The following is a 25,578-nucleotide window of genomic DNA, read 5'->3' on the forward strand; positions in this document are numbered from 1 at the left end:
GCGCGGGACGGAGCGGTGTCAGGGGCGCCAGGACACTCGGTGTTCCGCGAGGTGCGACAGGACCGCGTGGTTGGCCTCCCAGCCGTCCGGGAACTTCACCAGCGTTCCCAGCTGGACCGGTTCCGTGGAGGGGTAGTCGTCCAGGAGGTCGGTCACACCGGCGCGGCAGATCACGATGCAGGCGTGGCGGTGGCGGGAGGCCAGGACGCACAGGCGGCCCGTCTCCAGGTGGAAGGCGGTGGCGTCGGGGCGGCCGGAGAGCGGGTGCAGGACGACCGTGACGTCGTACTCGCGGCCCTGGAGACGGTTCGCCGTGTCGACCGTGACGTCCGGCACGCCCAGGTCGGCCAGCGCCGTACGGACCGCCGCCGCCTGGTCGCGGTGGGCCGTACCCACGGCGACGCGGTCGGCGGTGAGCGGGGCGGGCCGGTCCGGTGCGCGTTCCGACACCGCCGCGCCGCCCCTGTCCAGCAGCCGCCGGACCACCGTGGCCACCGCCCGGACCGCCTCGGGGTCCGTGCGCGGGGTGTGCCGGGCGGGCAGTTCCAGCAGGCCCCAGCCCGACTCCGCGGCCTCGTCGATCACCCGGTCGGGGCCGGAGCCGTCGGAGGGGACCGCGAAGGTCAGCCGGCGGTCGCCGTGGTCCGTGCCGCTGCGGAAGGGCGTGTAGGGGTAGAACGCGTCCGACACCAGCGGGGCCGCCGAGGCCGGCAGGCGCCAGGAGACCGGCAGCCGGTGCTGCGGGAGGTCCGGGTTGTGGGCCAGCAGCGTGGTGACCGCGGACGCCGAGGGGTCGTACGACAGGCCCGCCCACTGCTCGCTGCCCACGATCGCGAACGGGTCCAGCTGCCCGGGGTCGCCCACGAACAGCGCCCGTTCGAACAGGCCCGCCACGGCGAGCAGGGAGTCCGAGCGCATCTGGTACGCCTCGTCCACGATCGCGTGCCGCCACGGCTCGTCCGCCGTCACGTGCGCCCACTTCGCGGCGGTGGACAGGACGACCGGCAGGCCGTTCAGGTCGGCCGCCTTCGCCGACGTGCGGACCTGCGGCAGGCCGTCCAGCGCCTTGTCGTACGCGTCGGCGTCGCTGCTGTGCAGGCGGCCGACGGGCAGCTCCGGGTTCTTCTCGGCCAGACGCAGCACCAGGTCGTCGACCTGGGCGTTCGTCTGGGCCACCACCATCAGCGGGCGCCCCGCCTCGGCGAGTTCGAGGGCCGCGCGCACCACCAGGGTCGACTTGCCGGCGCCCGGCGGGGAGTCCACCACCACGCCCCGCTCGGTGCCGTGCAGCGTGTCGTGGAGGATCGCGTCGGTGGCGCGGCCGGCCGCGGCTCCGGGATCGAAGTCGACGGTCGTCACAGCACGTCCTCCTCGGTCACGGCGTCGGGGGCCTCCGGCGAGCGCTCGCCCGGCGGCCCGCCGTGCGTCCACGGGGTCTCCTCCGGGTCGGGCAGCTTCGCCCCGCCGCGCTGCTCGTGCTCGAAGAGCGTGCAGCACACCCGGTCGCCCTTCGCCGGCACGGACCCGGGCTCGGGCTCCTTGCCGCGGCCCATCTTGTCCAGGATCCGCAGCACCAGCACGCCCTCGTCCTCGTACCCCACGAACTCCGCCGACTGGGGCCTGCCGTTCAGCGAGCGGTACACCTTCGCGCGCTCCGCCAGATGCGGCCGGTCCGCCGTACGGATCGTCACCAGCGGACGCGGGCTGGGCCGCCTGCCCTCGCTGTAGGCCGGCACGACGTCGGTCACCTCGCCCGCGAACGCCTCGCCGGCCAGCCGCCGCTCCGCCATCACCAGCGGATCGTCCAGCGCTTCCTGCGCCTCCAGCCGGGCCTGCTCACGCTCGCGCGTGGCCAGCTTGTTCGCCGCCGTCACCGCGTCATCCCGGCGCGGCTGCGGCGGCTCGCCGGCCAGCACCCGGTCCCGGTGCCCGGTGAACGACCAGCGGTCCCGGGTCCAGCGCCCCTCCACGTGCGCGCCCGCCGACAGCGCCCGCAGCAGGTCCAGGCCCCGCCACACCGCGTCCCAGGTGGGCCGGGTGCGGCTCTCGACCAGGTCGCGGACGTCCCGTTCGGCCGCGGTGAGCGCGGCCAGCCGGTCGTCGGCCTCCAGCGGGTCCTCGGCCGCGGCCAGCGCCGTACGCGCGCGGTCGTAGCGCTCGATCGCCGGGGCCAGCAGCTTGTTGTCGAACGCCGGGTCGGTGGCGGGACCGGCCGGCGGGCACAGCAACTGCCCGGCCGCGTCCCGCGCCAGCTCGGCCCGGCGGGCGGCCTCGGCGCCGGTCGCCCCCTGCGGAGGGTCGATCCAGGCGAGCAGCGCGCCCAGGTGCTGGTCCTCCAGTCCGGACTGACCGGTCGCCCAGTGCCGGGACAGCACGTCGGTCAGGGCGAGCAGCAGCGAGGAGCCGGGCACCCGGGCCCGCTCGCCGTAATGGGTCAGCCAGCGGCCGAGCAGCGGCACCCGGGGCGGCGCCGGATAGGGCGCGTCCGGGTCCTGCTCGACGGTCCGCCGGAACCGCATCGAACGGCCCAGCAGCCGCACGAAGTCCAGGCCCGCGCGGCTCGGCACGATCAGCTGCGGCGCGTCCGCGCACAGCTCGGCCTCCACCTTGACCCGCTTGCCGGTCTCCGGGTCGGTCTCGGTGCGCTCGGCCGCCTCCACGGACGCGGCGTACGCGTCGATGTGGGGCAGCACGACATCGGCCAGGTCGGCGAGGAACGCGAAGCGCAGATCGCGGTCCCGGGGCTGCGGCACGACCAGCAGCCGGGGCGCGTCCCGGTCGGTGCCGACCAGCGCGCCCAGCGGGGCGCCGGTCTCACCGGCCGTGGTGAGCGGCACGAACACCAGCGGCCGGTCGGACAGATGCCGGTGCCGGACGGTCGCGGCCGGCTGGGCCCGGCCGCTGTCGACGGCTTCCAGCCGGGCGAGGGTGCTGATCAGCGACATGTGGTCACCGCCACGGGGGCCGCCGCCGCGCCCGGGACCGCGGCCTCGGACCGGAGGGCCGCCGCCTCGTCGGCGCTCCGCAGGGCCTCCGCGCGCAGCGCCGCCGCCCGGCGCAGCGCGGCCACCGCCGGGTCGTCCGGGTCGCCGGTCTCGCCGCGGGCCGCCGCGAGGACCTCCTCGACGGTGGTCAGGCCGCCCAGTTCGGCCCGCAGGGGCCGGCCGAGGCGGGTGACCGCGCCGGCCGAGCGGGCCCGGTCCCGGCAGTGGAAGGCCAGTTCGCAGGCGGACAGGCACTCGGGCGCGTAGCTCGCCGGCACCGCCGCGACGGCCGCCGTCAGCTCCTCGGCGGGCCGGTCGGGCGCGAAGCACGTGCCCTCGGGCAGCGTGCCGGCGATGTCGTCGATCCGGGTGAGCCGGGCCAGCTGGCGCGCGGTGACCGCACGCTGTTTGCGGACGTCCACGGCGGAGGCCGCGGCCAGGTTGGAGAAGTCCTTCGGGCACACCAGCAGGACCCGGTGGTGGACGCGCGGGGCGGGGTCGAGACGGGCGGCGACCTCTTCCAGCGCCAGCACGTACACCGCGGCCTGGCGGGCCGCCGCGCCGACCTTCGCCGGGTCCGCGGCGCCGTCCACCATCGGGAAGGACTTGATCTCCACCACCGACCAGCTGCCGTCCGGGTGCACCACCACCGCGTCCGGCTCCAGGAAGGCGAGCGAACCCGCCACGTCCAGGGCGAGCATGGGATGGTCCAGCAGTGTCCAGCCGCCGGCCCGCGCGGCCTCGCGCAGCGCCAGCGCCGTACGCGCCGTACGCCCCTCGGGGCCGTGCGCGGTCAGGTCGGGCACGGCCGCCCCGGCGGGCGGTTCCGCGCCGGGGTCGAGCCGGTCGTGCACCAGCCGCAGCAGCTCCGCGCCCCCGTCGGCCTTCACCCGCGCCTCGAACGCGTTGCCGCGGGTCAGCGCGAACTGGGACTGCCCGAAGCCGGACGGCGCGCCCAGCGCGGTGGCCAGCCGGGCCTTGTCCACCCCCGCGCCGTCCAGGATCGCCCGCCGGGCGCACCCGGGGTTCGCGGCGAGCGCCGCGAGGGCGCGCGCGTCCAGGGACTTGGCCGGTACGTCGGGACCGCGCAGCTCAGCGAGCCGGTGCCGGAGCCCCTTCTCCCGCGTCGCTGGGGGAGGCGTCCGGTCCGGCCGCGGGGTCGAGCTGCGACTCGCGCTGCCGTGGAATTCGCTCACCCGCGGAAGTCTGGCATCCGGCACTGACAATCGGGGAACCGGTGCCGGCCGTGACCGGTGTGCCGCGGCGGGACAGCCGGGCGCGGACCAGGTCCAGGCCCCGCATCACGCGCGGCGCCAGCAGGAGGCCGACACCCATCACGGCGGCGCCCGCGACCGCGTCCAGGAAGTAGTGGTTGGCGGTGCCCATGACGACGAGCGCGGTCAGCAGCGGGTAGACGACACCGAGGACCTTCGCCAGGCGCGTGCCGCCGTGGCGCCACAGCATCACACCGCACCACAGCGCCCAGCCCACGTGCAGGCTCGGCATCGCCGCGTACTGGTTGGTCATGCCGCCCATGCCGCGCGGGGCGCTGGCCTCGCCACCCCACCAGCCGTACGAGCTGTACTGGGCCATGGTGTCCACGAAGCCGTGGCCGGCGGAGAGCAGACGGGGCGGGCAGGTCGGCAGCAGCGTGAAGCCGATCAGGCCTATGAACGTCGACGTCATCAGCCAGGTGCGGGCCGCCCGGTAGTGGCGGGCACGCGCGCGGAACAGCCAGATCAGGACGGCGGGCGTGACCAGGTAGTGCAGCGAGGCGTACCAGAAGTCGGCGGGCACCCCGAGCCAGGCCTCCCGCGTGAACAGCCGGTTCAGCGGGTGCTCGGCGTTGAGGTGCAGGGCCTTCTCGATACGCAGCAGGGCCAGGCCGTGGTCGACGGCGCCGGCGACGTCACCGCGCGCGAGGAGCCGGCCGGCCGAGTAACAGCCGTAGACCAGCAGGATCAGCGGCAGCTCGGTCCACCAGCGCAGCCGGGATCGCGGGGACACCTCGGTGCCCGGTGTCTCGGTCTGCGGCATCCGATCGCCCTCCCCCTTCTGCTGTGCGGTCCGCCCCGGCGGGCGACCGTGCCACTTTACGGTGTCCCCGCGCCGCCCAGGAGAAGTACTCCGGTCCCGTCCGGCGCCGCGTTCAGCCCTCGAAGACGCCGAGACCGCCCGGCGGGTTGCCTCGGCGCGGGGTGCGCGATGATGGAGGGACCGAATCCACTTGTTGTCCACCCCTGTGTCGTCCGTGGCGCCCGTGCGGCGGCACGGCGCTCTCCCGGAGAGGTCTCCCATGGCACCGCGCATCCTGCTGGCCCGGCACGGACAGACCGCTTGGTCGCTGTCCGGCAAGCACACCGGCAGGACCGATGTGCCGCTGCTGGAGGAGGGCCGACGCGGGGCCAAGCTGCTCGGCGAGCGCCTGCACCGGGCCCCGCTGGACGGGCTGGCGGGCGCGGAGGTGCGGACCAGCCCGCTCTCACGCGCGCGTGAGACGTGCGAACTCGCCGGGTTCGGCGAGCGTGCCGCGCACTGGGACACGCTGATGGAGTGGGACTACGGCGCGTACGAGGGGATGACCCCGGCCGAGATCCAGGCGGTCCGGCCGGGCTGGCTGATCTGGCGCGACGGGGTCCCGGAGGGCGAGTCCGTGGCCGAGGTCACCGCGCGCGCGGACGAGGTGGTGTCCTGGGCGCGGTCGGCCGACCGTGACGTGCTGGTCTTCGCCCACGGCCACATCCTGCGGTCCATCGGCGCGCGCTGGCTGGGGCTGCCGCTGGACTTCGCGGCCCGGATCCGCCTGAACCCGACGTCGCTGTCCGTCCTGGGCTGGGCCTACGGCGAACCGGCGATCGAGAGCTGGAACGACGTGGGGCACCTGACGGTGTGACCGGTTGCCCGGCGCCCCGAAGGGGCGCGGGGAACCGCGCGATCAGCCCGCACGCGCCCGCGGACCGGCGACTTGCCGCCCCTTCACGGCAGGGACCACGGCGGCCCGCCGACCGGTGATCTGCCGCCCCCTCACGGCGGGGACTGGACCGGCGACCTGTCGTCCCCGCCCGGCGGGGACGACCGCGGCCCGCCGACCGGTGATCTGCCGCCCCCCCCCACGACGGGGCCTACGCCTTCCCCGTCCTCGGCACGGACGCGTGCCGGTCCAGGAACTCCGACACCCCCGACGCCCGCCGGTGCGGCAGCAGCACCCGGGCCGTGCCCGCCAGCATCGTCTGGATGCGCGAGGACTGCACCTGGTCCAGCAGGGACAGCACCCGCAGCCCCGCCTGCGCCGCCTCGTCGGGGCGGCCCTCACGGGCCAGGTCGTCGGCCAGCTCCGCGGTGTACAGCGCGATGTTGCGCGTGAAGTGCGGATCCTGGAGATGTGCCGCCCGCCGCGCGTGCCGCGAGGCCCGCCGCCAGTCGCCCAGCGTGGACCAGCACTGCGCCTCCAGCCCCTCCAGTTCGGCCTCCCCGTAGAAGCTCATCCACTCGGGGTCGGCGTCCGAACGGCCCCGCGAGAAGAGGGCCTGCGCCCGGACCAGTGCCTGCTCGCAGCCGGTGCGGTCGGCCAGCCCCGCCCAGCCGCCCGCCTCACGCAGCGCCAGCAGTGACATCAGCCGGGCGGAGCCGAGCGGCCGGGCGGCGCGCTGCGCGGCCTGCGCGGCCCGGACCGCCTCCCGGGGGCGGCCCGTGTCCCGGGCGAGGAAGGCGGTGTTGCAGAAGGCGTGCGCCTCCAGCCCCGGATCCCCCGTCATCCGGGCGGTGGCCAGCGCCTCCGCGTAGTGCGAGCGCGCGTCGTCGAAGCGGCCGGAGTCGTGGGCCAGCCAGCCCACGGAGATGGCGAGTTCACCGGCGCCCGCGTGCAGCCGGTCGACGGTGGTCTGCCGCGTGGCGCCGGCGTCGAGCAGCGCGTAGGCGGCGCGCAGCGGAGCCGCCGCGCGCTGGTAGAGGCCGTCCGCGCCGTGCCGGTCGTCGAGCAGCCGGATGCGGCGGACGGCCTCCTCCAGCGCCGTCGCCTCGGGGGTTCCGGCGCGCAGGGCCGGCCGTTCCGCCGCCGTGGCACCGGTGGTGAGCCCCAGCGGGGCCAGCGTGGCGGCGGCGACCGTGGCGCCTCCGCCGGTCATGAATGCGCGACGCAGCACGTCGCTCTCCTCGTGGTTCAGGGGGTCTTTCTCGTGGGGGTCCTGCGGGTCATACGGATCGGGGATCCCGCCCGACTCACGGGACCCCGCGTCCGGAGCCGGCCCCTCCGGCGGCTCCGCGGCCGTACGCGCCGTCCGTCCGCGGACGGACGAGCGGGGCGCGAAGCCGAGGTCGGTGAGCGTGCGGCCGGGAAACATGTGCAGGAACACCCGCTCGTACGCGTAGTTGGGACAGCGGATCTCGCCCGCCTCGACTCGGCCGATGTAGCGCGCGTCACAGCTCACCCGCTCACCGATCTCACGCGCGGCCCGCCGCACCAGCGCCGCGAACTCGGCCGGTGAACGCCGGCCGCGCAGCCGCCGGAAGGCGAGGTTCGGCCGCGGTGGCCGTTCGGGCTGTGACGAGGTCACCGTTGACGACGCCATGGCCGGGTCCTCTCGTGCGAACCGTCGAACCATGCCGGGACCGAGACGATTTCGGGACGAGTTGCCCGTGTGACGCTCTGGTTCCGGCGGGCATGAACGTACCTGCTGTGACGGGCCCGCCACGCGGTGTTTGGCTACAAACCGGATATCTCATGCACGATCTGCCATGAAGTGCCATCCTTTGCGGCGCACTTGTGCCGTAGCCGTTGACGGGCTCGCGCGTTGGACTCCACGGACCGCAACAGGGCTGTGTGGTGGAGGCCGGCATGGAGACCAGCCAGAGCAACGAACCTTGTACGTCGCCGTCGTCGCCCGCGTCCGCGGCGGGTGACCCGGCATGCGACCTCGTGACGGTACCGGCCCGGCAAGGGCTGGAGGCGGTCGACATCCTGCGGCGGGGGGCCGCGGACGCGGTGGGGCCCGTGCTGCACGACGACGGCTGCGGCACCCTCCACTTCCTGGTGCCGGCCGGCACGGCCGCCTGCTGGGACGTGCCCGGCAGCACCTGCACCGAGACGGACGGCCGCGGGCTGCGGCTGAACCCCGAGCCGCCGGTGGAGGGCTCCGACTGGCTGCTGCCGCCGGGCGACGCCGACCTCGCCACCGATCCGGTGGTGCTGCGCCGGGCCCTGGGGGAGGCGGCCCGGCTGATCGAGGCGGCCGACAGCTGCCGCTGACGCGCGCCCCCGCGGCAGCTGCGAAAATGGGCGGATGGGCAGAACCAGGAACACCCGCCGCGGGTCGGCCGCCGCGGCCGTCGAGGAGCCGGTCGACGGCGGGCTCGCGCAGCTCGTCCCCGACCCGGACCGCGGCCGGGCCTGGACACTGCTGATCGACGGGGCACCCCAGTCGCACGTCGACCTCGACGACCCCGCGTACCTCTCCTTCGAGTACCAGCGCCGCCTCGGCCATGTCATCGACCTCGTCGCCCCGCCCGGCAGACCCCTGCACGCCGTGCACCTCGGCGGCGGCGCCTTCACCCTCGCCCGGTACGTCGCCGCCACCCGGCCCCGCTCCACCCAGCAGGTGATCGAACGCGACGCGAGCCTGGTCCGGCTGGTCCGCCGGGAACTGCCCCTGGACCCCGGCGCGCGGATCCGGGTGCGGGCGGTGGACGCCCGCGAGGGCCTGGCCAAGGTGCCGGACGGCTGGGCCGACCTGGTCGTCGCCGACGTGTTCAGCGGCGCCCGCACCCCGGCCCACCTCACCTCCACCGAGTTCCTGGACGAGGTCCGCCGCGCCCTGAAGCCGTCCGGTGTCTACACCGCCAACCTCGCCGACGGTCCGCCGCTCGCCCACCTGCGCGGCCAGATCGCCACCGCCGGCGCCCGGTTCGGCGAACTCGCGCTGATCGCCGACGCGGCCGTGCTGCGCGGCAAGCGCTTCGGCAACGCGATCCTGGCCGCCTCCGACCTCCCGCTGCCCCTCGCCGAACTCACCCGCCGTGCGGCCTCCGACCCGCATCCCGGCCGGGTCGAACACGGCAGGCGGCTCACGGACTTCGCGGGAGGCGCGGTCCCCGTGACGGACGAGGCCGCGGTGGCCTCCCCGGCGCCGCCGCCCTCGGTGTTCCGCTAGGGTCTTTCGTTTGGATCAGGCCGGATCAGGGAGCGGGGTCCGGTGCCGTGCATCGCAAGGCGGAGGAGGGCGCCATGGCAACCGACGACAACGCGGCGAGGCGCGGTGCCAGGGCCCGCGAGCCCGGCATGATCCAAACGAGAGGCCCTAGGACCCCGCTGCCGGCCGCGGACCCCTCACCGCCGGAACGACGCGCTCAGTAGGTCCCGACCTCGACCCGCGGCGGCCCGTCGTGCCAGGTGCAGAACACCGACACCCGGTCCGCGCCCCGGCTGAACTCCACCCGGATCCAGCTCTCCGTCTTCCACACCTGCATCGACCAGCCGGTGCCCGGGGTGGCCGAGACGAGCGTCGCATCGGCCGGCCCCAGGTCGAACACCGCCCGGCCGCCGTCGGTGTCGTAAGCCTTGACGTGACCGGAGGCGGCCGGGGCGGAGGTGGTGGGAGACGGGCCGGGGGCCGGCGGCCGGGAGGAGGCGGGGGCCGAGGGCCTGGAGGACGGGCTCCGCGACGGAGCCGGCCGGGGGGACGGCGGATCCGGCGGCTTCGAGCGCTGCGTGGCCGCGTCGGCGGCCCTGACCGGCAGGGCGCGCGGCGGGTCGTACGCCGTCCCCGCCATCACCGTGTGCACGCCCCACCACGACAGCGTGACCGCCGCTCCCGTCGCGAGCAGCCACGCCAGTACGTGTACGAGTCCTCTGCGCATCGGCGCCATACTGCCCCAGGGACACCCCGGTACGCACATGCCCCGAGTTGTCCACAGGCGCCCGCCCGGTGCCGTCCGCATGGCGTACGGTGCGGCGCATGGCAAGTGTGCTCGTGGTCGAGGACGACCAGTTCGTACGCTCGGCGCTCATCCGGCATCTGACCGACGCCGCACACACCGTGCGCAGTGTCGGTACGGCGCTGGAGGCGCTGCGCGAGGTCGCCCATTTCAGCTTCGACGTCGTCATCCTGGACCTCGGACTGCCCGATCTGGACGGCTCCGAGGCCCTGAAGATGCTCCGCGGCATCACCGACGTGCCTGTCATCGTCGCCACCGCCCGGGACGACGAGACGGAGGTCGTCCGGCTGCTGAACGCCGGGGCGGACGACTATCTCACCAAGCCGTTCTCCGTCGAGCACCTCTCCGCCCGGATCGCCGCCGTGCTGCGCCGGTCCCGTTCGGGCGGCGCGGAGACCCCGCCCTCGTCCGTGCTCCGCGTCGGCGGCCTCACCGTCGACCCGCTGCGCCGCCAGGCCGAACTGGACGGCGTCCGGCTCGACCTCACCCGCCGCGAGTTCGACCTGCTCGCCTTCCTGGCCGGCCGCCCCGGGGTGGTCGTCGCCCGCAAGGAACTCCTCGCCGAGGTCTGGCAGCAGTCCTACGGCGACGACCAGACCATCGACGTCCATCTGTCCTGGCTGCGCCGGAAGCTGGGGGAGACGGCCGCCCGGCCGCGCTATCTGCACACGCTCCGGGGCGTCGGCGTGAAGCTCGAACCCCCGCTGGACGGGGCGCCGCGATGAGATGGGCGCTGGTCAAGGTCTGTCTGGCGGTCACCACCATGGTCGTGGTCGCCTTCGCCGTGCCGCTCGGCCTGGTCGTCAAGGAGATGGCCCGCGACCGCGCCTTCGCGGGCGCCGAACGGCAGGCCGCCGCCGTCGCGCCCGCGCTGTCCATCACCACCGACCGCGACAAGCTGGAGCGGGTGGTGGCCTCGGCCGGCGCCGACGCCGGTATGGCGGTCCATCTGCCCGCCGCGGACGGCCGGGCCGCGCTCGACCTCGGCCGGCAGCGCGCCGCCGGCCGCGACATCCAGGCCGTCCGCGGACTCGGCCGCGCCTCCACCACCACCGTGCCCGGCGGCTCCACCCTGCTCCAGCCGGTCGCGCTCGGCTCCGGCGCGATCGCGGTGGTCGAGGTGTACGTCCCCGAGTCCGAGGTGACCAACGGCGTCGGCACGGCCTGGGCGGTGCTCGCGGCCGTCGGCCTCGCGCTGATCGTCGGCTCGGTCGCGGTCGCCGACCGGCTCGGGGTGCGCATGGTGCGCCCGGCACGGCGGCTGGTCGAGGGCGCGCACGAGCTGGGCGAGGGCAAGCTGGGCGCCCGGGTGCCGGAGGAGGGGCCCGACGAACTGCGGCTGGCCGCGGTCGCGTTCAACTCCATGGCCGACCAGGTGGTGCAACTCCTCGCCAACGAGCGCGAGCTGGCGGCCGACCTCTCGCACCGGCTGCGCACCCCGCTCACCGTCCTCCGGCTGAACACCGCCTCCCTCGGCGCCGGACCGGCCGCCGAGCAGACCCGGGCCGCCGTCGCCCAGCTGGAGCGCGAGGTCGACACCATCATCCGGACGGCCCGGGAGGCCAAGCCGCAGACGGCGCCCGCCGGACCCGGCGCCGGCTGCGACGCGGCGGAAGTGGTGCGCGAGCGCATGAAGTTCTGGTCCGCGCTCGCCGAGGACGAGGGCCGCACCTGGCGGGTGGCCGGCGTCGACCGGCCGGTGCGGCTGCCCGTGGCCCGCGCCGACCTGGCCGCCGGACTCGACGCGCTGCTCGGCAACGTCTTCCGGCACACCGCCGAGGGCACCGCCTTCGCGGTCGACGTGCACAACGCCGAGGACGCGGTGATCGTGCTGGTCTCCGACGCGGGCCCGGGCATACCCGACCCGGAGGCGGCGATGGCCCGCGGCCGGGGCTCCGGGACCACCGGCTCGACCGGCCTCGGCCTGGACATCGTCCGCAGACTCGCCGAGTCCACCGGCGGGGACGTCCGTATCGGCGCCTCGGTGCTGGGCGGCACGGAGGTGCGGATCTGGTTCCAGCTGGACGGCCGGGAGCCGGCCCGCCGGGGCCACCGGGGCGAGGTGCGCCGGCGCCGGCGCGGCAGACTGGTCTCGACCTTTAACCGATCCCGATCGCTTCCTTAAGCGCACCATAAGGTCTGCAACACCGGCCTCGAACGCGCCCTTTGTCCGAATCGGGCTCGCTAGCGTGCTGCCACACCCCACAGGACCCGGTACCCCTCCCGGAGATCCCTGTGCACCCCCAGTGAGCAGTGAAGGCAGGCACGCGCATGAGCACGCACCGGCGCAGGATCAGTGGCAGGAACAAGGCGATAGGCGGCCTGGTGGCCGCGGCCGTGGTCGGCGGCGCCGCGGTCCTGCTCACGGGCACGGCCAACGCGGCCGGTGTGAACGCCGCGTACACCAGGACCAGCGACTGGTCGACCGGCTACACCGCCCAGTACGTCGTCACCAACAACACCGGCCAGAGCGAGAAGACCTGGACGCTGGAGTTCGACCTCCCGGCCAACGCCCAGCTCAGCTCCCTGTGGAACGGCGAGTCGAGCGTCAGCGGCCGGCACGTCACCGTGAAGCCCGCCACCTGGGACACCGACGGCCTGGCCCCCGGCAAGTCGGTGACCGTGGGGTTCGTGGTGAGCGGCACCGGCGACCCGACGGGCTGTCGCATCGACGACGCCCAGTGCTCCGCGGACGGCGGTGCCACCCCCGAGCCGAGCGGCCGCCCGACCGAACCCCAGTCCCCGACGCCGACCCCCACCAAGACGTCCACCCCCACCCCCACCCCCACCAAGACGTCGTCCACCCCCACCCCCACCCCCACGCCCTCCCAGACCACCGGCAGCGGCACGACCGCCTCCGCCGGCTTCGCCCCCTATGTCGACACCAGCCTCTACCCGGCCTTCGACCTCCTCGGCGCGGCCGACGCGACCGGCGTGAAGAACTACAACCTCGCCTTCGTCACCGACGGCGGCGGCTGCACCCCCAAGTGGGGCGGCGTCACGGACCTCACCGCCGACGGCGTGGCCGCGCAGATCGGCTCGCTGCGCGCCAAGGGCGGTGACGTCCGGGTCTCCTTCGGCGGTGCCTCCGGCTCCGAACTGGCCACCACCTGCTCCTCCGCGGACGCGCTCGCGGCGGCGTACGGCAAGGCCGTCGACGCGTTCAAGCTGACCAAGGTCGACTTCGACGTCGAGGGCGGCGCGCTGCCGAACACGGCCGCCAACACCCGCCGTGCCCAGGCCATCGCCAAGCTCCAGGCACAGCACCCCGGCCTGGACGTCTCCTTCACCCTGCCGGTGATGCCCGAGGGCCTGACGCAGGACGGCGTGGGCCTCCTCGCCGACGCCAAGTCCAACGGCGTGAGGATCAACACCGTCAACATCATGGCGATGGACTACGGCGCCTCGTACAGCGGCGACATGGGCACCTACGCCGAGCAGGCCGCGACGGCCACCCAGGCCCAGGTCAAGGGCGTGCTGGGGCTGTCCGACCCCGCCGCCTGGAAGGCCGTGGCCGTCACCCCGATGATCGGCGTCAACGACGTCTCCTCCGAGGTGTTCAAGGTCGACGACGCCACCCAGCTGGTGAACTTCGCCAAGTCCAAGGGCCTCGGCTGGCTCTCCATGTGGTCCGCGACCCGCGACAAGCAGTGCGAGGGCGGCCCCAAGCCCACCGCCGACGCCACGTGCAGCTCGATCACCCAGGACAAGTCCGCGTTCTCGAAGGCGTTCGGCGCCTTCAACTGACCCGGGACCCCCACAGGGAACGGGGAACGAGCCCCGGCCGGTCCCGCCCCTCACCGGCCGGGGCTTGTAGCATCCGGGAACGGCACCGGACTCGGGGGGACGGATGATCGAACTGTCGGACATGATCCGCGAGTTGCGGCAGCAGCTGACCACGGCGGTGGCCGAGGGCACGGACGAGTCCGTGCGCTTCGAACTCGGCCCGGTCGAGATCGAGGCGACCGTCGCCGTCAGCCGCGAGGCGGGCGCGGACACCAAGGTCCGGCTCTGGGTGGTGGACGCCGGCGCGAACGGCAAGTACGCGCACGCCCAGACCCAGCGGATCACCCTCACCCTGAACCCCAGGCCCGCGGCCGGGGACGGAAGTCCCGCCCGCCCGCTCCTGATCGCGGGCGGCGAGGTTGACGGCGAGCGCTGAGCGAGGGCTGCGCCCCGAACGGGTCGCCGAGATCATCGCCGACCTGCCCGACGGCCGTCCCGGGCGGCGGGGCACGGGCTACCTCGTGGCGCCCCGCACCGTACTGACCGCCGCGCACGTCGTCGACGGCGCACGGACCGTCCGGGTCCGCTGCCGGGCCGACCGGCCCGGGGAACAGCAGACCCGGGCGACCGTCGCATGGCGGCACGAAGGCGTCGACGTCGCCGTGCTCACCGCGGACCGGGACCTGACCGACGGGCCACCGGTGGCGTTCGGCCGGGTCGGCGAGCAGGACACGGTCCTGCGCTGCACGGCGGCGGGCTTCCCCCGCTTCAAGCTCCGTACGGCGGCCGACGGTTCCCGCTTCCGGGACGTCGAGCACCTCGACGCGACCTGCGCCGTCCTCTCCAACCGGCGGGAGGGAACCCTGGACCTGCGGACGGCCGCGCCGCCGCCCGGCCCGCCGGCGCACGGCGCACCGACCGGGCCCGACCCCTGGGAAGGCATGTCCGGCGCGGCCGTCTTCGCCGGCGGCCTGCTGATCGGTGTCGTCGACCGCCGCCACCCCACCGACGGACTCCCGCGCCTGGCCGCTGGACGGGTCGACCGATGGGCCGAGGCCCTGTCGAGCACGGAACGATCCGCGCTGGAAGAGGCGTTGGGCCAGTCCCTGGACCCGCGCACCCTGCCCGACGCCGTCCCCGCCGACGGACACGACCTGGTCCAGCGGGTCCACCGGGCCCAGCTCGAAGAACTCTTCGCCCCCGAACGGCTGGAGGGCCGGGACACCGAACTCCGCGCACTCCTCGCGTTCTGCTCGGGCCCGGAACCCTATCTCCGGATCCAGGGACCCCCCTGGGCCGGGAAGACGTCACTGGCGGCCTGGTTCGCGCTGCATCCGCCCCGGGGCGTCGTCCCGGTCTGGTTCTTCGTCACCGCCCGCCGCGCCGGCCAGGCGGACGGCGACGCCTACACACAGGCGCTCGTGGAGCAGCTCGCCGCCCTCGCCGGGCGGGACCCGCTGCGCGGCGCACCGGGAGCGGTCCCCCCGGCCGAGGCCACCCTGCTGCTGCGAGAGGCCGCCGAGCGCGTGGCCCGCCAGGGGCGGACCCTGCTCCTCGTCGTGGACGGGCTCGACGAGGACCAGGCCCTGGCGGCCGACGGCAGCGCCACCAGCATCGCCGCCCTGCTGCCGCAGCGCCCCCCTCCCGGTGTACGCGTCCTGGTCACCAGCCGGACCGGCCCCGAACTTCCCCCGGACGTCAGAGGCGACCACCCGCTGCGCCACTGCCGGCTGCTGGAACTGACGGCCACCGCCGCGGCCCGGCACACCGAGCACGAGGCCCGGCACGACCTCGCCCGGGTGCTGTCCGGCGACACGTTGCAGCGCGACCTCGTGGGCCTGCTCGCCGCGGCACGAGGCACCCTCACCACTGCCGACCTGCGAGAACTGACCGGGGCCCGGCACTACGACCTCACCCGGAGGCTGGGCAGCGCGTTCGGCCGCGTCCTGCGGGTGCACGGCGGCGAGTCCCCCGAAGACGACGACACCCCCCATCTGTCCGGCCCCGGACACCTCTTCGCGCACGAGACCCTGCTCGCCACCGCCGTGCGCGTCCTCGGACCGGACGTGGACGCATACCGTCGGCGCCTGCACACCTGGGCCGAGAGCCACGCGCACCGCGGCTGGCCCGAGGACACCCCCGCCTACCTGCTCCAGCCCTACGGCCGCCTGGTGGCGCACCTGCGGGACCCGCAGCGGGCCACCGCCCTCGCGACGGACGACCGGCGCCGCGCCCGGCTGCGGCTCGCCACCGGCAGCGACGCCGCGTGCCTCGCCGAGATCGCGGCGGCCCGGCAGGTCGCGCGCGCCGCGGACCCGGACGACCTGGCCGCGCCCGCGATCCTCGCGGCCGTCGAGGATCTCGTGGCCCGGCGCAACGAGTCGCTGCACCCCGACATCCCGGCGGTCCACGCCCGCCTCGGCCGTGCCCGGCACGCCATCGGTCTGGCCCGCAGCGTCTTCGGCCCGCTGGACCGTGCCCGGGCGCTCGGCGCGGTGGCCGAGGTGCTCGCCGCACAGGGGGACCGGCGGGCCGTGGACCTGGCGGAGGAGGCGCTGCGGCTGACCCGGCAGGGGGTCGCGGAGGGCCGGCCGCACCGCGACTACGACATCACCGCCGCCCAGGGCCGGCTGGCCACCGTCCTCGCCCTGACCGGTCGTACCGAGGAGGCGCTGCGACGGATCGCGGAGCTGCCCAGGCCCGGCCTCACGCACGACGTTCCGGTGCTGGTGCGGGCGCTCGTCGCCACCGCCACGGCCGTCGAGGACCCCGAGGCGGCGACCGCCCTGCTGCGCCGCGCGGAAGAGGTCACGAGGACGCCGTACATCGAACTGCCGACGGCCGCCCGGGCCGTGGCACACGTCGCCGAGGGCTGGGCGGCCGTCGGCGATCCCGGCAACCGGGCGCGCCTGTACGACGCGCTGGCCGACAGCGCGTCCCGGCTGCCCCTTCGGGACGCGGAGACCTTCGCCGCGCTGAAGGACGTGCTGCGCCGGGCCCGCCCCGAAGCGGCGGAGCACGTCCGGCGGCTGGCCGAGGCCGACGCCCGGGAGCGGCTCGCCGGCCTCGGCCGCCATGACGAGGAGTGGCACGCGGCCTACGAGCTGGACGCCATCACGCTCGCCCTCGCCGTGGCCCGGCGGGACGAGGAGGCGGTCGAACGGATCGAGGCCGCGCGGGCCGCGGGAGCCGTGCGTATCGCCGGCATGTTCTCCCGCACGTGGACCGTCATCGCCGAACGGCGGGCCCGTGCCGGGCTGGCGGGCCCGGCCTGGACCGCGTTCCGGGCCGCCTGGCGGCACGGCGAGACTCCGCCCGAGGAGGAACGCCCGGCCGCCGCCCTGACGGCGCTGCTGGCCGGCGCCGGGGCAGCCGAAGAGAGCGAGACCCTGCTGCTCACGACCGAGGCCGACATCCCCGGCTGGGCCACGGCCGAGGCGCTCATCGCCCTCGCCGACCACCACGTCACCGGCGATCCGGAGCGTGCCCTGCGCCTGCTGCACCGGGCCGAGCGCGTCCCCGGGGCAGCCGGGGGCAAGACGCACGTCCACCCGCCGGCCCCCGCCGCGCTGGCGACGGCCCTGGCCGTGGCGGGACACCCGCACGAGGGCGAGGAACTCGCCGCCCTGCTCCCGCCGCGGCTGTTCAGCGGCCGGGGGCACGCCCTCGCGGTGATCGCCTTCACCGTCGCGGCCGAGGACCCCGACCGGGCGGTCCGGCTGGCCCTGCGGGTGGTCGACGAGGAACTGGCCGAGGGCGGACGGGACCCCGGCGCCCTGACGACGGCGGTGCGCGCGCTGGCCCACGCCGGAGCCGGGGAGCTGGTGCTGGAACTGCTCCGCGGACCCCTCGCCGGCGGGACGAGGCACCGGCTGGCCGGCTACGACGACCAGGAGGCGCGCGTCCTGGCCGCGGCCGGTCTGTGGCCGCACGCTCCCGACACCGCCCGGTACCTGGTCGACGTCGCGCTCGCCGGTCCCCGCGCAGGGGGAGTGCAGGGGCTCGTCGAACTGCTCGCCGCCATCGGCCCCCACGACGACGAGCGCGCCCGCCGCGTCCTGCGGGCGCTGCACCGGGCCGACGACCGGAACGTCCGCAACCCGTTCTCCGACGAACTGCTGAGGTGTCTGGTCACCGCGCTGGACGACCGGGAGGCGGCACGCCGGCGCCTGGACCGGGCCGTCGCCGCGGACCGGGAGCACTGGCCCACGCCGCCGGGGACGACACGGGCGCTCGTCCTCGCCGCGCTGGGCGACCACGCGGCGGCGAGCCGGATCGCCCAGGGGCGGGACACCGCGGCGGACCGTGCGCAGACCTACGCGGAACTCGCCGCGTACGCCGCCTGCGTCCCCGGTGCCGCCCAGTACACGGCCTCCTTCGAGCACGTCTGGTCCGGTCTGCCGACCGCCAGCCGTTTCCTGACCGCCCTCCTCCCGCCCCCCGGTGGTCCCGACCTCCCCCGGGCCCGGTCCCTCCTCGCCGAGGCCCTCACCCCGGAGGGCTGGCACCACGCCGTCCCGGTGCTCGCCGCGCTCGACCCGGGGGCCGTGCTCCGCGTCCGCGACGCGTTCCTGCGGTCCCCGGAGGGCGCGGCACTCCGCCCGGGTGCCGCGCCCGGCCCCCGCTAGGCGGTCTCCGTCGGCGCCAGCACCCCCGTCCGCGCCGTCTGCGCGTACCAGTGCGCGCTCGACTTCGGCGTCCGCTCCAGCGTCGCGTAGTCCACGTACACAGCGCCGAACCGCTTGCCGTAGCCGTAGGCCCACTCGAAGTTGTCCATCAGGGACCACAGGTAGTAGCCGCGCACGTCGGCACCGTCGGCGATGGCGCGGCGCACCTCCGCCAGGTGGCCGTGCAGATAGGCGATGCGCTCGGGGTCGTGGACGCGGCCCTCGGGGTCGGGCTTGTCGTCGTAGGCCGCGCCGTTCTCCGTCACGTACAGCGGCAGTCCCGGAGCCTCGCGCGCGTAGCGCATGAGCAGGTCGTACAGGCCCGTCGGGTCGATCGTCCAGCCCATCTCCGTGCGCTCGCCCGGGGTCTGGTGGAAGAGGACGTCGTCGGCGCCGGGCCAGGGGGAGTGGTCGCTGGCCCCGTGGCCGTCCGCCCGTGGGCCCCTGACCTCGCCGGAGACGGCCGAGACCAGCGCCGGCGTGTAGTAGTTCAGGCCCAGCGCGTCCAGCGGCGCGTTGATCGTACGGACGTCGCCGTCCCGGACGTAGGACCAGTCGGTCACCGAACGCGTGGCGTCGAACAGCGACGACGGGTAGGCGCCGTGCAGCATCGGCCCGTGGAAGACCCCGTTGGCCAGGTCGTCGATCCGGCGGGCCGCGTCCAGGTCGGCCGGGTCCTGGCTGAGGGGCCGTACGACCGAGGAGTTGAGGCTGATCGCGATCCGGTTGCGGGCCGGCATCGCCGTCCGGAGAGCCGAAGCGGCCAGTCCGTGCGCCAGGTTGAGGTGATGGGCGGCGCGCAGGGAGGCCGCCGGGTCGGTGCGGCCGGGCGCGTGCACCCCGGAGCCGTAGCCCAGGAAGGCGCTGCACCAGGGCTCGTTCAGGGTGATCCACTGCTCCACCCGGTCGCCCAGCGCCTCGCCGACCAGCTGTGCGTACTCGGCGAAGCGGTACGCGGTGTCCCGCTCAGGCCAGCCGCCCGCGTCCTCCAGCTCCTGCGGCAGATCCCAGTGGTAGAGGGTGAGCGCCGGCTTGATGCCGTGCGCCAGCAGCTCGTCGACCAGGCGGCGGTAGAAGTCCAGGCCCCGCTGGACCGCCGGCCCCCGGCCCGTCGGCTGCACCCGGGACCAGGAGACGGAGAACCGGTACGCGGTCAGGCCCAGCTCCGCCATCAGCGCCACGTCGTCGCGGTAGCGGTGGTAGTGGTCGACCGCGGTGTCCCCGGTCTCGCCGCCGGCCGTCCGGCCCGGCGTATGGCTGAAGGTGTCCCAGATCGAGGGGGTGCGGCCGTCCTCCCGCACCGCCCCCTCGATCTGGTACGCCGAGGTCGCGGCGCCCCAGAGGAAAGCGGGAGGAAAGGTCACGGACGAAACGGAGTCAGACATGGAAGCGCTCCCATGAACGGTCGGAACAACCGACGGACGGGTGGGGGAGAGAGGGAGAGGCAAGGGGAGAAGGGGCCGGGGCGGCGGTGACCCGGCCCCCGGGAAAGGGGGCGCGGCGGTGGGCCGGCCCCCTGGGAAGAGGCGGGCGGTCAGCCCTTGATCGCGCCCTGCATGATCCCGCCCACGATCTGCTTGCCGAACAGCAGGAAGGCGAGCAGCAGCGGCAGCGTGCCCAGCAGCGCGCCCGCCATGATCACCGCCTGGTCCGGGACATACCCGGTGCCGAGCGAGTTCAGTGCCACCTGCACGGTCGGGTTCTGCTGGTTCAGGGCGATGATCGGCCACAGGAAGTCGTTCCAGGCGAACACGAACGTCAGCAGGCCCAGCACCGCCATCGCGGGGCGCGCCGCAGGGAAGACCACGTGCCAGACGACCCGCAGACTGCTCGCCCCGTCCACCCGGGCCGCCTCGATCAGCTCGGTCGGCAGCGCCTGCACCAGGTACTGCCGCATGAAGAAGGTGCCGAACGCGGTCACCAGGCTCGGCAGCACCACCGTCTGCAGCTGGTTGGACCAGCCCAGGTCGGACATCCACAGGTACAGCGGTACGACGGCCAGCTGTGGCGGGATCATCATCGTGCCGATGGTCAGCAGCAACAGCAGGCCGGAGAACCGGAACCGCAGCTTGGCGAAGGCGAAGCCGGCCAGCGTGGAGAACAGCACCGTACTCACCGTGATGGTGCCCGCCACGATCACCGAGTTGAACATCGCGGTGCCGAGCCCGGCCTGGTCCCAGGCCGCCTGGAGGTTCTTGAACAGGTTGCCGCCGAACCACAGCGGCGGCGGGGTCTCGGCCAGCCGCCGGTCGGTCCGGGAGGCCGCGATCGCCGTCCACACCAGAGGTGCCAGCGAGACCAGCGCGAACACGGTCAGCACGACGTACGTCACCGGACCCGCGTGCAGCTGCCGGCCCGCGCCCGTACGGCCCCGGCGCCGCTGCTCCTTCCGCTCGGCCCGGGGAATGGTCAGTTGGGTCATTGGGACTTCCTCAGCCGTCGGGTGAGCAGCAGATTGACCGCGGCGATGATCAGCAGGATCAGGAACATCGACCAGGCGATCGCGGACGCCTTGCCGAGGTTGCCGATGATCCAGCCCTGGTCGTACATGTACAGGCCGAGCGTCTGGAACTGGTGCTCCGAGCCGCCCTTGGACCCGCTGACCCCGCCGAACAGCAGCGGCTCACCGAACAGCTGGGTCGCGCCGATGGTGGAGACGACCACCGTGAACAGGATCGTCGGCCGCAGCTGCGGCACGGTGACGTGCCGGAACTGCTGCCAGCGGTTGGCGCCGTCGAGCGCCGCCGACTCGTACAGATCGGTCGGGATCGCCTGCATCGCGGCCAGGTAGATCAACGCGTTGTACCCGGTCCACCGCCAGATCACGATGGACGACACCGCGAACTGCGAACCCCAGTCGGACTCCCGCCAGTTGACCGGATCCACCCCGAGGAAGTGCAGGATCCAGTTGACCATGCCGCCGTCCCACGAGTACAGCAGCGTGAACACCAGGGTCGCCGCGGCCACCGAGGTGGCGTAGGGGGTCAGCATCACGACCCGCCACATGGTCGAGCCGCGCAGCTTGTAGTTCAGCAGGTGCGCCAGCCCGAGCGCGGCCAGCAGCTGCGGCACGGTCGAGACGACACCGATGCTGAGGGTGTTCTTCAGGGCGTTCCAGAAGAAGTCCGAGGACCACAGGTTCTCGTAGTTGTCCAGGCCGGCCCAGGTCTGGTGGTCGAGGGACGACAGCTGCACGTCGTGCAGCGAGTACCAGGCCGTGTAGAGCAGCGGGACCAGCGTGAACGCACCGAAGAGGATGAAGAACGGGGAGACGAACGCGTACGGCGACGCCTTCATGTCCCAGCGGTACAGTCGGCTGCGCCAGGAGTCGGCGCCTGCCGGCGCACCGCGACCGTGAGCGCCCCGGGCCGCGCCCGGCGGGGTGCCGGGCGCGGCGTCGGCGCTCGACGCGGTGTGCGCGAGAGCCTCCTTGGGGCTGGTCACTGGCCGAGCACGTCCTTGATCTCGTTCTTCGCGGCGTCCCAGCCCTGCTCGGGCGACTTGCCCTTCTGCTCGACCTGGAGGATGCCGACGTCACTGATGGCGTTGTCGATCGGCTTGTCCTTGGGGCCGAGAGGCTGGGCGGGGATGGTCTTCGCCGAGTCGGAGAAGATCTGGGTGAGCGGCGCGTCGGAGAAGTACGCGGTGGTGTCGGCCTGCGGCTTCAGGCTCGCGTACACCGACGGGGTCGACGGGAAGCTGGCCTGCTTGGCGAAGACCTTCGCCTGCTGCTCCGGCGCGGTCAGCCACTTCGCCAGGGCGACGGCCTCCTTCTGGTGCTTGGTCGCGGTCGGCACCCCGAGGAAGGAGCCACCCCAGTTGGAGGCGGCCGGTGCCGCGGCCACGTCCCACTTGCCCTTGCCGGAGTCACCGGACTTCTGCTCGATGTAGCCGATCATCCAGGCCGGGCAGGCGACGGAGGCGAAGGTCCCGTTGGCGAAGCCCTGGTCCCACGTGGGGTCGAACTGCTTGAGTTTCGCCGACATGTCGCTGGTGGCGACGCTCATGGCGGCGTCCCAGGCCTTCTTCACCCCCTCGGACTTGTCCCAGACGACGTTGCCGTCCTTGTCGTAGTACCGCTCGCTCGCGCCGCCCACCGCCGCGTTGTAGACGGAGGAGGCCGAGTCCACGAACTTGGTGCCCTTGGGCGCCTTCTTCATGTACTGCTTGCCGACGTCGACGTACTTGGACCAGTCGCCCTTCCACATCTCGGCGAGCTTGGTCCGGTCGGTCGGCAGCCCGGCCTTCTGGAACAGGTCCTTGCGGTAACAGACCGCCATCGGCCCGGTGTCGGTGCCCAGCCCGATGAGCTTGCCGTCCTTGGTGGTGGCCTGGGCGTTCTTCCAGTCCAGCCACTGCGACTTGTCGACCTCCTTGCCGAGGTCCACGAACTTGTCGGCCTGGGTCTGCACGGCCTCGGTGATGTTGCCGATCTCGATGGCCTCGATGTCGTCCGTGCCCGCTCCGGCCTGGAGACGGGTGAGCACCTTCGGCCAGTACACGTCGGTACGGGTGGTGACGTTCTCCTTGATGGAGATGTCCTTGTGGAGCTTCATGTACTCGTCGTAGAGGCCGGCCTGCTTGTAGCCGAAGACGCCGAAGGTCCCGATGGTCAGCGTGATCTTGCCGTCGCCGCCACCGCCGCCGCCCGAGTTGTTCGACGAGTCGTCGTCCGAGTCGTTGGCGCAGCCGGCCAGCAGCCCCGTGGTCAGCGCGGCGACGGCCGCGAGGGCCATCAGTCGCTGGGACCGTCGGATGCTCGTGCGCATTGCGTCCTCCTGTTGCCTGACGTGCCGACCCCCCGGCCAACTGCATGGATCGGGCCCGTTCGTATTCGCTGCGGCTCGGGCGGGGAACGTGCGGGATGTGTAGGTGTCAGGTACTGTGGGAGCGCTCCCACCAGTGATGTGTTGAAGAGTCGTCGGTTCCCGGCGGGGTGTCAAGGGAGCGGACCGGGGTAAGTGCGTTCAGTTATCTGCCTGTTAACTGCCCTCGCGGACACCTTGGTACCGCTCGTCGTGCCGGTCGGGACTGTTAGATTCCAGCCAGAACAGGACACGGCGAGAAAGGCGGAGCCCATGGCAAGCCACGGAGGGCGGGGCCGGAGCGGAGGGCGGCCCACCCTCGAAGAGGTCGCCGCCCGGGCCGGGGTCGGGCGGGGCACGGTCTCCCGCGTGATCAACGGCTCGCCCCGGGTCAGCGACGCCACCCGCGCCGCCGTCGAGGCCGCCGTCGCCGAACTCGGCTACGTCCCCAACACCGCGGCCCGCGCCCTCGCCGCCAACCGCACCGACGCCATCGCCCTGGTGGTCCCCGAGCCCGAGACCCGCTTCTTCGCCGAGCCGTACTTCTCCGACATGCTGCGCGGGGTCGGAGCCGAACTGTCCGACACCGAGATGCAGCTGCTGCTGATCTTCGCCGGCAGCGACCGGGAACGGCAGCGCCTCGCCCAGTACCTGGCGGCCCACCGCGTCGACGGTGTCCTCCTGGTCTCCGTCCACGCCGACGACCCCCTGCCCGATCTCCTGACCCAGCTGGAGATCCCGGCCGTGATCAGCGGCCCGCGCTCGGCGGCCGAGTCGCTCACCTCGGTCGACTCGGACAACTACGGCGGCGGCCGCTCGGCGGTGGAGCACCTGCTGGGCCGGGGCCGCAGCCGGATCGCGCACATCACCGGCCGCCTGGACGTCTACGGCGCCCAGCGCCGCGTCGCCGGCTACCGCGACGCCCTGCGCGACGCGGGCCACCCGGTGGACGAACTCCTGATCGAGCCGGGGGACTTCACCGAGGAGGGGGGCCGCCGCGCGATGACGACCCTGCTGTCCCGCCATCCCGGTCTGGACGCGGTCTTCGCCGGCTCGGACGTGATGGCGGCCGGCGCCCGGCAGGTGCTGCGCGAGGCGGGCCGCCGCATCCCCGACGACGTCGCGCTGGTCGGCTACGACGACTCGGCCATCGCCCGCCACATGGACCCCCCGCTCACCAGCGTCCGCCAGCCGATCGAGGAGATGGGGCGCGCGATGATCGACCTGCTCCTGACCGAGATCGCCGACCGCCGCCCGGCGGCCTCGCGCGGCCTGGACCCCCGCAGGGCGGTCCTGCCGGCGGAACTGGTGGTACGGGCGTCGTCGTGACGGCGGGAGCGGGGCGGGCGCGAGCCCGCCCCGGGCCCCCGGGGGGTCCGGCTCGCCCCCGGCGGCGCGGAGGGAGTCGAAGCCCCGGCGCAGCGGCAGGTCACCGCGAGGGGACCGGGGAACTCGGGGGAACGCACCTGCCGGTCCCCGCCGCCCACCAGCGGAAACGCCATCAGCCGGTGACCCCGTCTTGCGACGGAGTCACCGGCTGATGACACAGGGTGAGTGACGGGACTCGAACCCGCGGCATCCTGGACCACAACCAGGTGCTCTACCAGCTGAGCTACACCCACCATGACCGGCGGTGGAACTTGTCGTTTCCCCGACCGGCCGAGAAGAAGTCTACAGGGTCCGAAGGGGTGCTCGCGCACACGTTTTCGCGCGGGCCGCGGAGCGGGCTCCGGAGAGCCCGCGTGAACGGCTACTGCGCGGGCAGGACGTGCTTGGCGGCGATCGCCTTCGCCGTGTCGGAGTCCGGGCCGGGCTGCGGCACGAAGACGGCCTCCCGGTAGTAGCGCAGCTCGGCGATCGACTCGCGGATGTCGGCGAGGGCCCGGTGGTTGCCGTTCTTCTCCGGACTGTTGAAGTACGCCCGCGGGTACCAGCGGCGGGCCAGCTCCTTGATCGAGGACACGTCGACGATCCGGTAGTGGAGGTAGTCCTCCAGGGTCGGCATGTCCCGCAGCAGGAAGCCCCGGTCGGTGCCCACGGAGTTGCCGCACAGCGGGGCCTTGCCGGGCTCCTTGACGTGCTCCTTCACATAGGCCAGCACCTGCTCCTCGGCGTCCTGGAGGGTCGTGCCGTTCTCCAGCTCGGCGAGCAGCCCGGACGCGGTGTGCATCTGACGCACCACCTCCGGCATCGTCTCCAGGGCCCGGGCGGGCGGGCGGACGACGATGTCGACTCCTTCGCCGAGTACGTTCAGCTCGGAGTCGGTGACGAGGGCGGCCACCTCGATGAGCGCGTCGTCGGACAGCGAGAGGCCGGTCATCTCGCAGTCGATCCACACCATGCGATCGTTCATGCGACCACCCTAAAGCGGGCCTGGGCTTTTGGGTGCCCCCGTGCCCGTGCCGGGCTCGCCGGAGGCCGCCGGCCCGTACGGAAAGAGGGGGCGAGCAGTCGCTCGCCCCCTCT

20 protein-coding genes and 1 tRNA gene are annotated in these 25,578 nt (G+C 74.0%); 9 read left to right on the forward strand and 12 right to left on the reverse strand.

Annotation, left to right across the window (positions count from 1 at the left end):
- Positions 1 to 18 precede the first annotated feature (18 nt).
- Genes ACZ7KF_RS17590 through ACZ7KF_RS17605 form a run of 4 tightly spaced genes read right to left on the reverse strand, consistent with a single transcriptional unit; the run spans position 19 to position 5,021 of the window.
- Complete coding sequence (locus ACZ7KF_RS17590) at positions 19 to 1,359, reverse strand: AAA domain-containing protein (RefSeq protein ID WP_471075037.1); 1,341 nt, start codon at positions 1,357 to 1,359, stop codon at positions 19 to 21.
- Positions 1,356 to 2,945, reverse strand: a complete 1,590-nt coding sequence (locus tag ACZ7KF_RS17595) for a hypothetical protein (protein ID WP_471075040.1) — start codon at positions 2,943 to 2,945, stop codon at positions 1,356 to 1,358. Before ACZ7KF_RS17595 ends, ACZ7KF_RS17590 begins: the two co-directional genes overlap by 4 nt.
- Positions 2,936 to 4,180: a hypothetical protein gene (locus tag ACZ7KF_RS17600; RefSeq protein ID WP_471075042.1), complete on the reverse strand. Its 1,245-nt coding sequence runs from the start codon at positions 4,178 to 4,180 to the stop codon at positions 2,936 to 2,938. Before ACZ7KF_RS17600 ends, ACZ7KF_RS17595 begins: the two co-directional genes overlap by 10 nt.
- On the reverse strand, positions 4,077 to 5,021 hold the full coding sequence (locus ACZ7KF_RS17605) for a phosphatase PAP2 family protein (protein WP_471075045.1): 945 nt from the start codon (positions 5,019 to 5,021) through the stop codon (positions 4,077 to 4,079). The genes ACZ7KF_RS17600 and ACZ7KF_RS17605 overlap by 104 nt, the downstream gene beginning before the upstream one ends.
- A 259-nt stretch (positions 5,022 to 5,280) precedes the next feature.
- Here ACZ7KF_RS17605 and ACZ7KF_RS17610 point away from each other — a divergent pair, with 259 nt between their 5' ends.
- Entirely contained in the window at positions 5,281 to 5,877 is a 597-nt protein-coding gene (locus ACZ7KF_RS17610) for a histidine phosphatase family protein (RefSeq protein ID WP_471075048.1), read from the forward strand.
- Between the two features lie 229 nt (positions 5,878 to 6,106).
- Here the strand turns inward: ACZ7KF_RS17610 and ACZ7KF_RS17615 are convergent, their stop codons facing one another.
- Positions 6,107 to 7,552: a hypothetical protein gene (locus tag ACZ7KF_RS17615; protein WP_471075051.1), complete on the reverse strand. Its 1,446-nt coding sequence runs from the start codon at positions 7,550 to 7,552 to the stop codon at positions 6,107 to 6,109.
- A 266-nt stretch (positions 7,553 to 7,818) separates the two neighbouring features.
- Between ACZ7KF_RS17615 and ACZ7KF_RS17620 the strand changes: the two genes are divergently transcribed.
- Both ACZ7KF_RS17620 and ACZ7KF_RS17625 read left to right on the forward strand, forming a co-directional pair.
- Positions 7,819 to 8,229, forward strand: coding sequence for a hypothetical protein (locus ACZ7KF_RS17620; protein WP_471075054.1), 411 nt, complete (start codon positions 7,819 to 7,821; stop codon positions 8,227 to 8,229).
- A gap of 34 nt (positions 8,230 to 8,263) precedes the next feature.
- Positions 8,264 to 9,130, forward strand: coding sequence for a spermidine synthase (locus ACZ7KF_RS17625; RefSeq protein ID WP_471075057.1), 867 nt, complete (start codon positions 8,264 to 8,266; stop codon positions 9,128 to 9,130).
- 196 nt (positions 9,131 to 9,326) lie between these two features.
- On the opposite strand, the gene ACZ7KF_RS17630 is transcribed toward ACZ7KF_RS17625, so the two are convergent.
- The gene (locus tag ACZ7KF_RS17630) at positions 9,327 to 9,836 is read right to left on the reverse strand and encodes a hypothetical protein (protein WP_471075060.1); all 510 of its coding nucleotides are present in this window, start codon (positions 9,834 to 9,836) and stop codon (positions 9,327 to 9,329) included.
- A 98-nt stretch (positions 9,837 to 9,934) separates the two neighbouring features.
- On the opposite strand from ACZ7KF_RS17630, the gene ACZ7KF_RS17635 reads away from it, so the two are divergent.
- From ACZ7KF_RS17635 to ACZ7KF_RS17655, 5 genes are all read left to right on the forward strand, one after another.
- A complete protein-coding gene (locus tag ACZ7KF_RS17635; RefSeq protein ID WP_471075063.1) occupies positions 9,935 to 10,639 on the forward strand; it encodes a response regulator transcription factor in 705 nt (234 codons plus the stop codon).
- Positions 10,636 to 12,039, forward strand: a complete 1,404-nt coding sequence (locus ACZ7KF_RS17640; RefSeq protein ID WP_471075066.1) for a sensor histidine kinase — start codon at positions 10,636 to 10,638, stop codon at positions 12,037 to 12,039. Before ACZ7KF_RS17635 ends, ACZ7KF_RS17640 begins: the two co-directional genes overlap by 4 nt.
- Before the next feature lie 146 nt (positions 12,040 to 12,185).
- Positions 12,186 to 13,661 carry a glycoside hydrolase family 18 protein gene (locus ACZ7KF_RS17645; RefSeq protein ID WP_471075069.1) on the forward strand — a complete coding sequence of 492 codons (1,476 nt, stop codon included), beginning with the start codon at positions 12,186 to 12,188 and terminating at the stop codon, positions 13,659 to 13,661.
- A 103-nt stretch (positions 13,662 to 13,764) separates the two neighbouring features.
- Positions 13,765 to 14,076, forward strand: coding sequence for a trypco2 family protein (locus ACZ7KF_RS17650; protein ID WP_471075072.1), 312 nt, complete (start codon positions 13,765 to 13,767; stop codon positions 14,074 to 14,076).
- The gene (locus ACZ7KF_RS17655) at positions 14,060 to 18,268 is read left to right on the forward strand and encodes a trypsin-like peptidase domain-containing protein (RefSeq protein ID WP_471075075.1); all 4,209 of its coding nucleotides are present in this window, start codon (positions 14,060 to 14,062) and stop codon (positions 18,266 to 18,268) included. The genes ACZ7KF_RS17650 and ACZ7KF_RS17655 overlap by 17 nt, the downstream gene beginning before the upstream one ends.
- Here ACZ7KF_RS17655 and ACZ7KF_RS17660 read toward each other — a convergent pair.
- The 4 genes from ACZ7KF_RS17660 to ACZ7KF_RS17675 form a co-directional block, all read right to left on the reverse strand.
- Positions 18,265 to 19,692: a GH1 family beta-glucosidase gene (locus ACZ7KF_RS17660; protein WP_471075078.1), complete on the reverse strand. Its 1,428-nt coding sequence runs from the start codon at positions 19,690 to 19,692 to the stop codon at positions 18,265 to 18,267. The two genes, ACZ7KF_RS17655 and ACZ7KF_RS17660, sit on opposite strands and share 4 nt — an antisense overlap.
- A 149-nt stretch (positions 19,693 to 19,841) precedes the next feature.
- The gene (locus tag ACZ7KF_RS17665) at positions 19,842 to 20,729 is read right to left on the reverse strand and encodes a carbohydrate ABC transporter permease (protein ID WP_471075081.1); all 888 of its coding nucleotides are present in this window, start codon (positions 20,727 to 20,729) and stop codon (positions 19,842 to 19,844) included.
- Entirely contained in the window at positions 20,726 to 21,751 is a 1,026-nt protein-coding gene (locus ACZ7KF_RS17670) for a carbohydrate ABC transporter permease (RefSeq protein WP_471075084.1), read from the reverse strand. Before ACZ7KF_RS17670 ends, ACZ7KF_RS17665 begins: the two co-directional genes overlap by 4 nt.
- Positions 21,748 to 23,076 carry an ABC transporter substrate-binding protein gene (locus tag ACZ7KF_RS17675; RefSeq protein WP_471075087.1) on the reverse strand — a complete coding sequence of 443 codons (1,329 nt, stop codon included), beginning with the start codon at positions 23,074 to 23,076 and terminating at the stop codon, positions 21,748 to 21,750. Before ACZ7KF_RS17675 ends, ACZ7KF_RS17670 begins: the two co-directional genes overlap by 4 nt.
- Before the next feature lie 309 nt (positions 23,077 to 23,385).
- On the opposite strand from ACZ7KF_RS17675, the gene ACZ7KF_RS17680 reads away from it, so the two are divergent.
- Positions 23,386 to 24,441: a LacI family DNA-binding transcriptional regulator gene (locus ACZ7KF_RS17680; protein WP_471075090.1), complete on the forward strand. Its 1,056-nt coding sequence runs from the start codon at positions 23,386 to 23,388 to the stop codon at positions 24,439 to 24,441.
- Positions 24,442 to 24,661: 220 nt separating this feature from the next.
- Here ACZ7KF_RS17680 and ACZ7KF_RS17685 read toward each other — a convergent pair.
- Both ACZ7KF_RS17685 and orn read right to left on the reverse strand, forming a co-directional pair.
- A tRNA-His gene (locus ACZ7KF_RS17685) sits at positions 24,662 to 24,734 on the reverse strand.
- A gap of 128 nt (positions 24,735 to 24,862) precedes the next feature.
- Positions 24,863 to 25,465 (reverse strand): oligoribonuclease, encoded by a 603-nt coding sequence (orn, locus tag ACZ7KF_RS17690; RefSeq protein WP_471075092.1) that lies wholly within the window; start codon positions 25,463 to 25,465, stop codon positions 24,863 to 24,865.
- Positions 25,466 to 25,578: the final 113 nt, after the last annotated feature.

It is taken from the genome of Streptomyces sp. NPDC038200 (assembly GCF_055600785.1).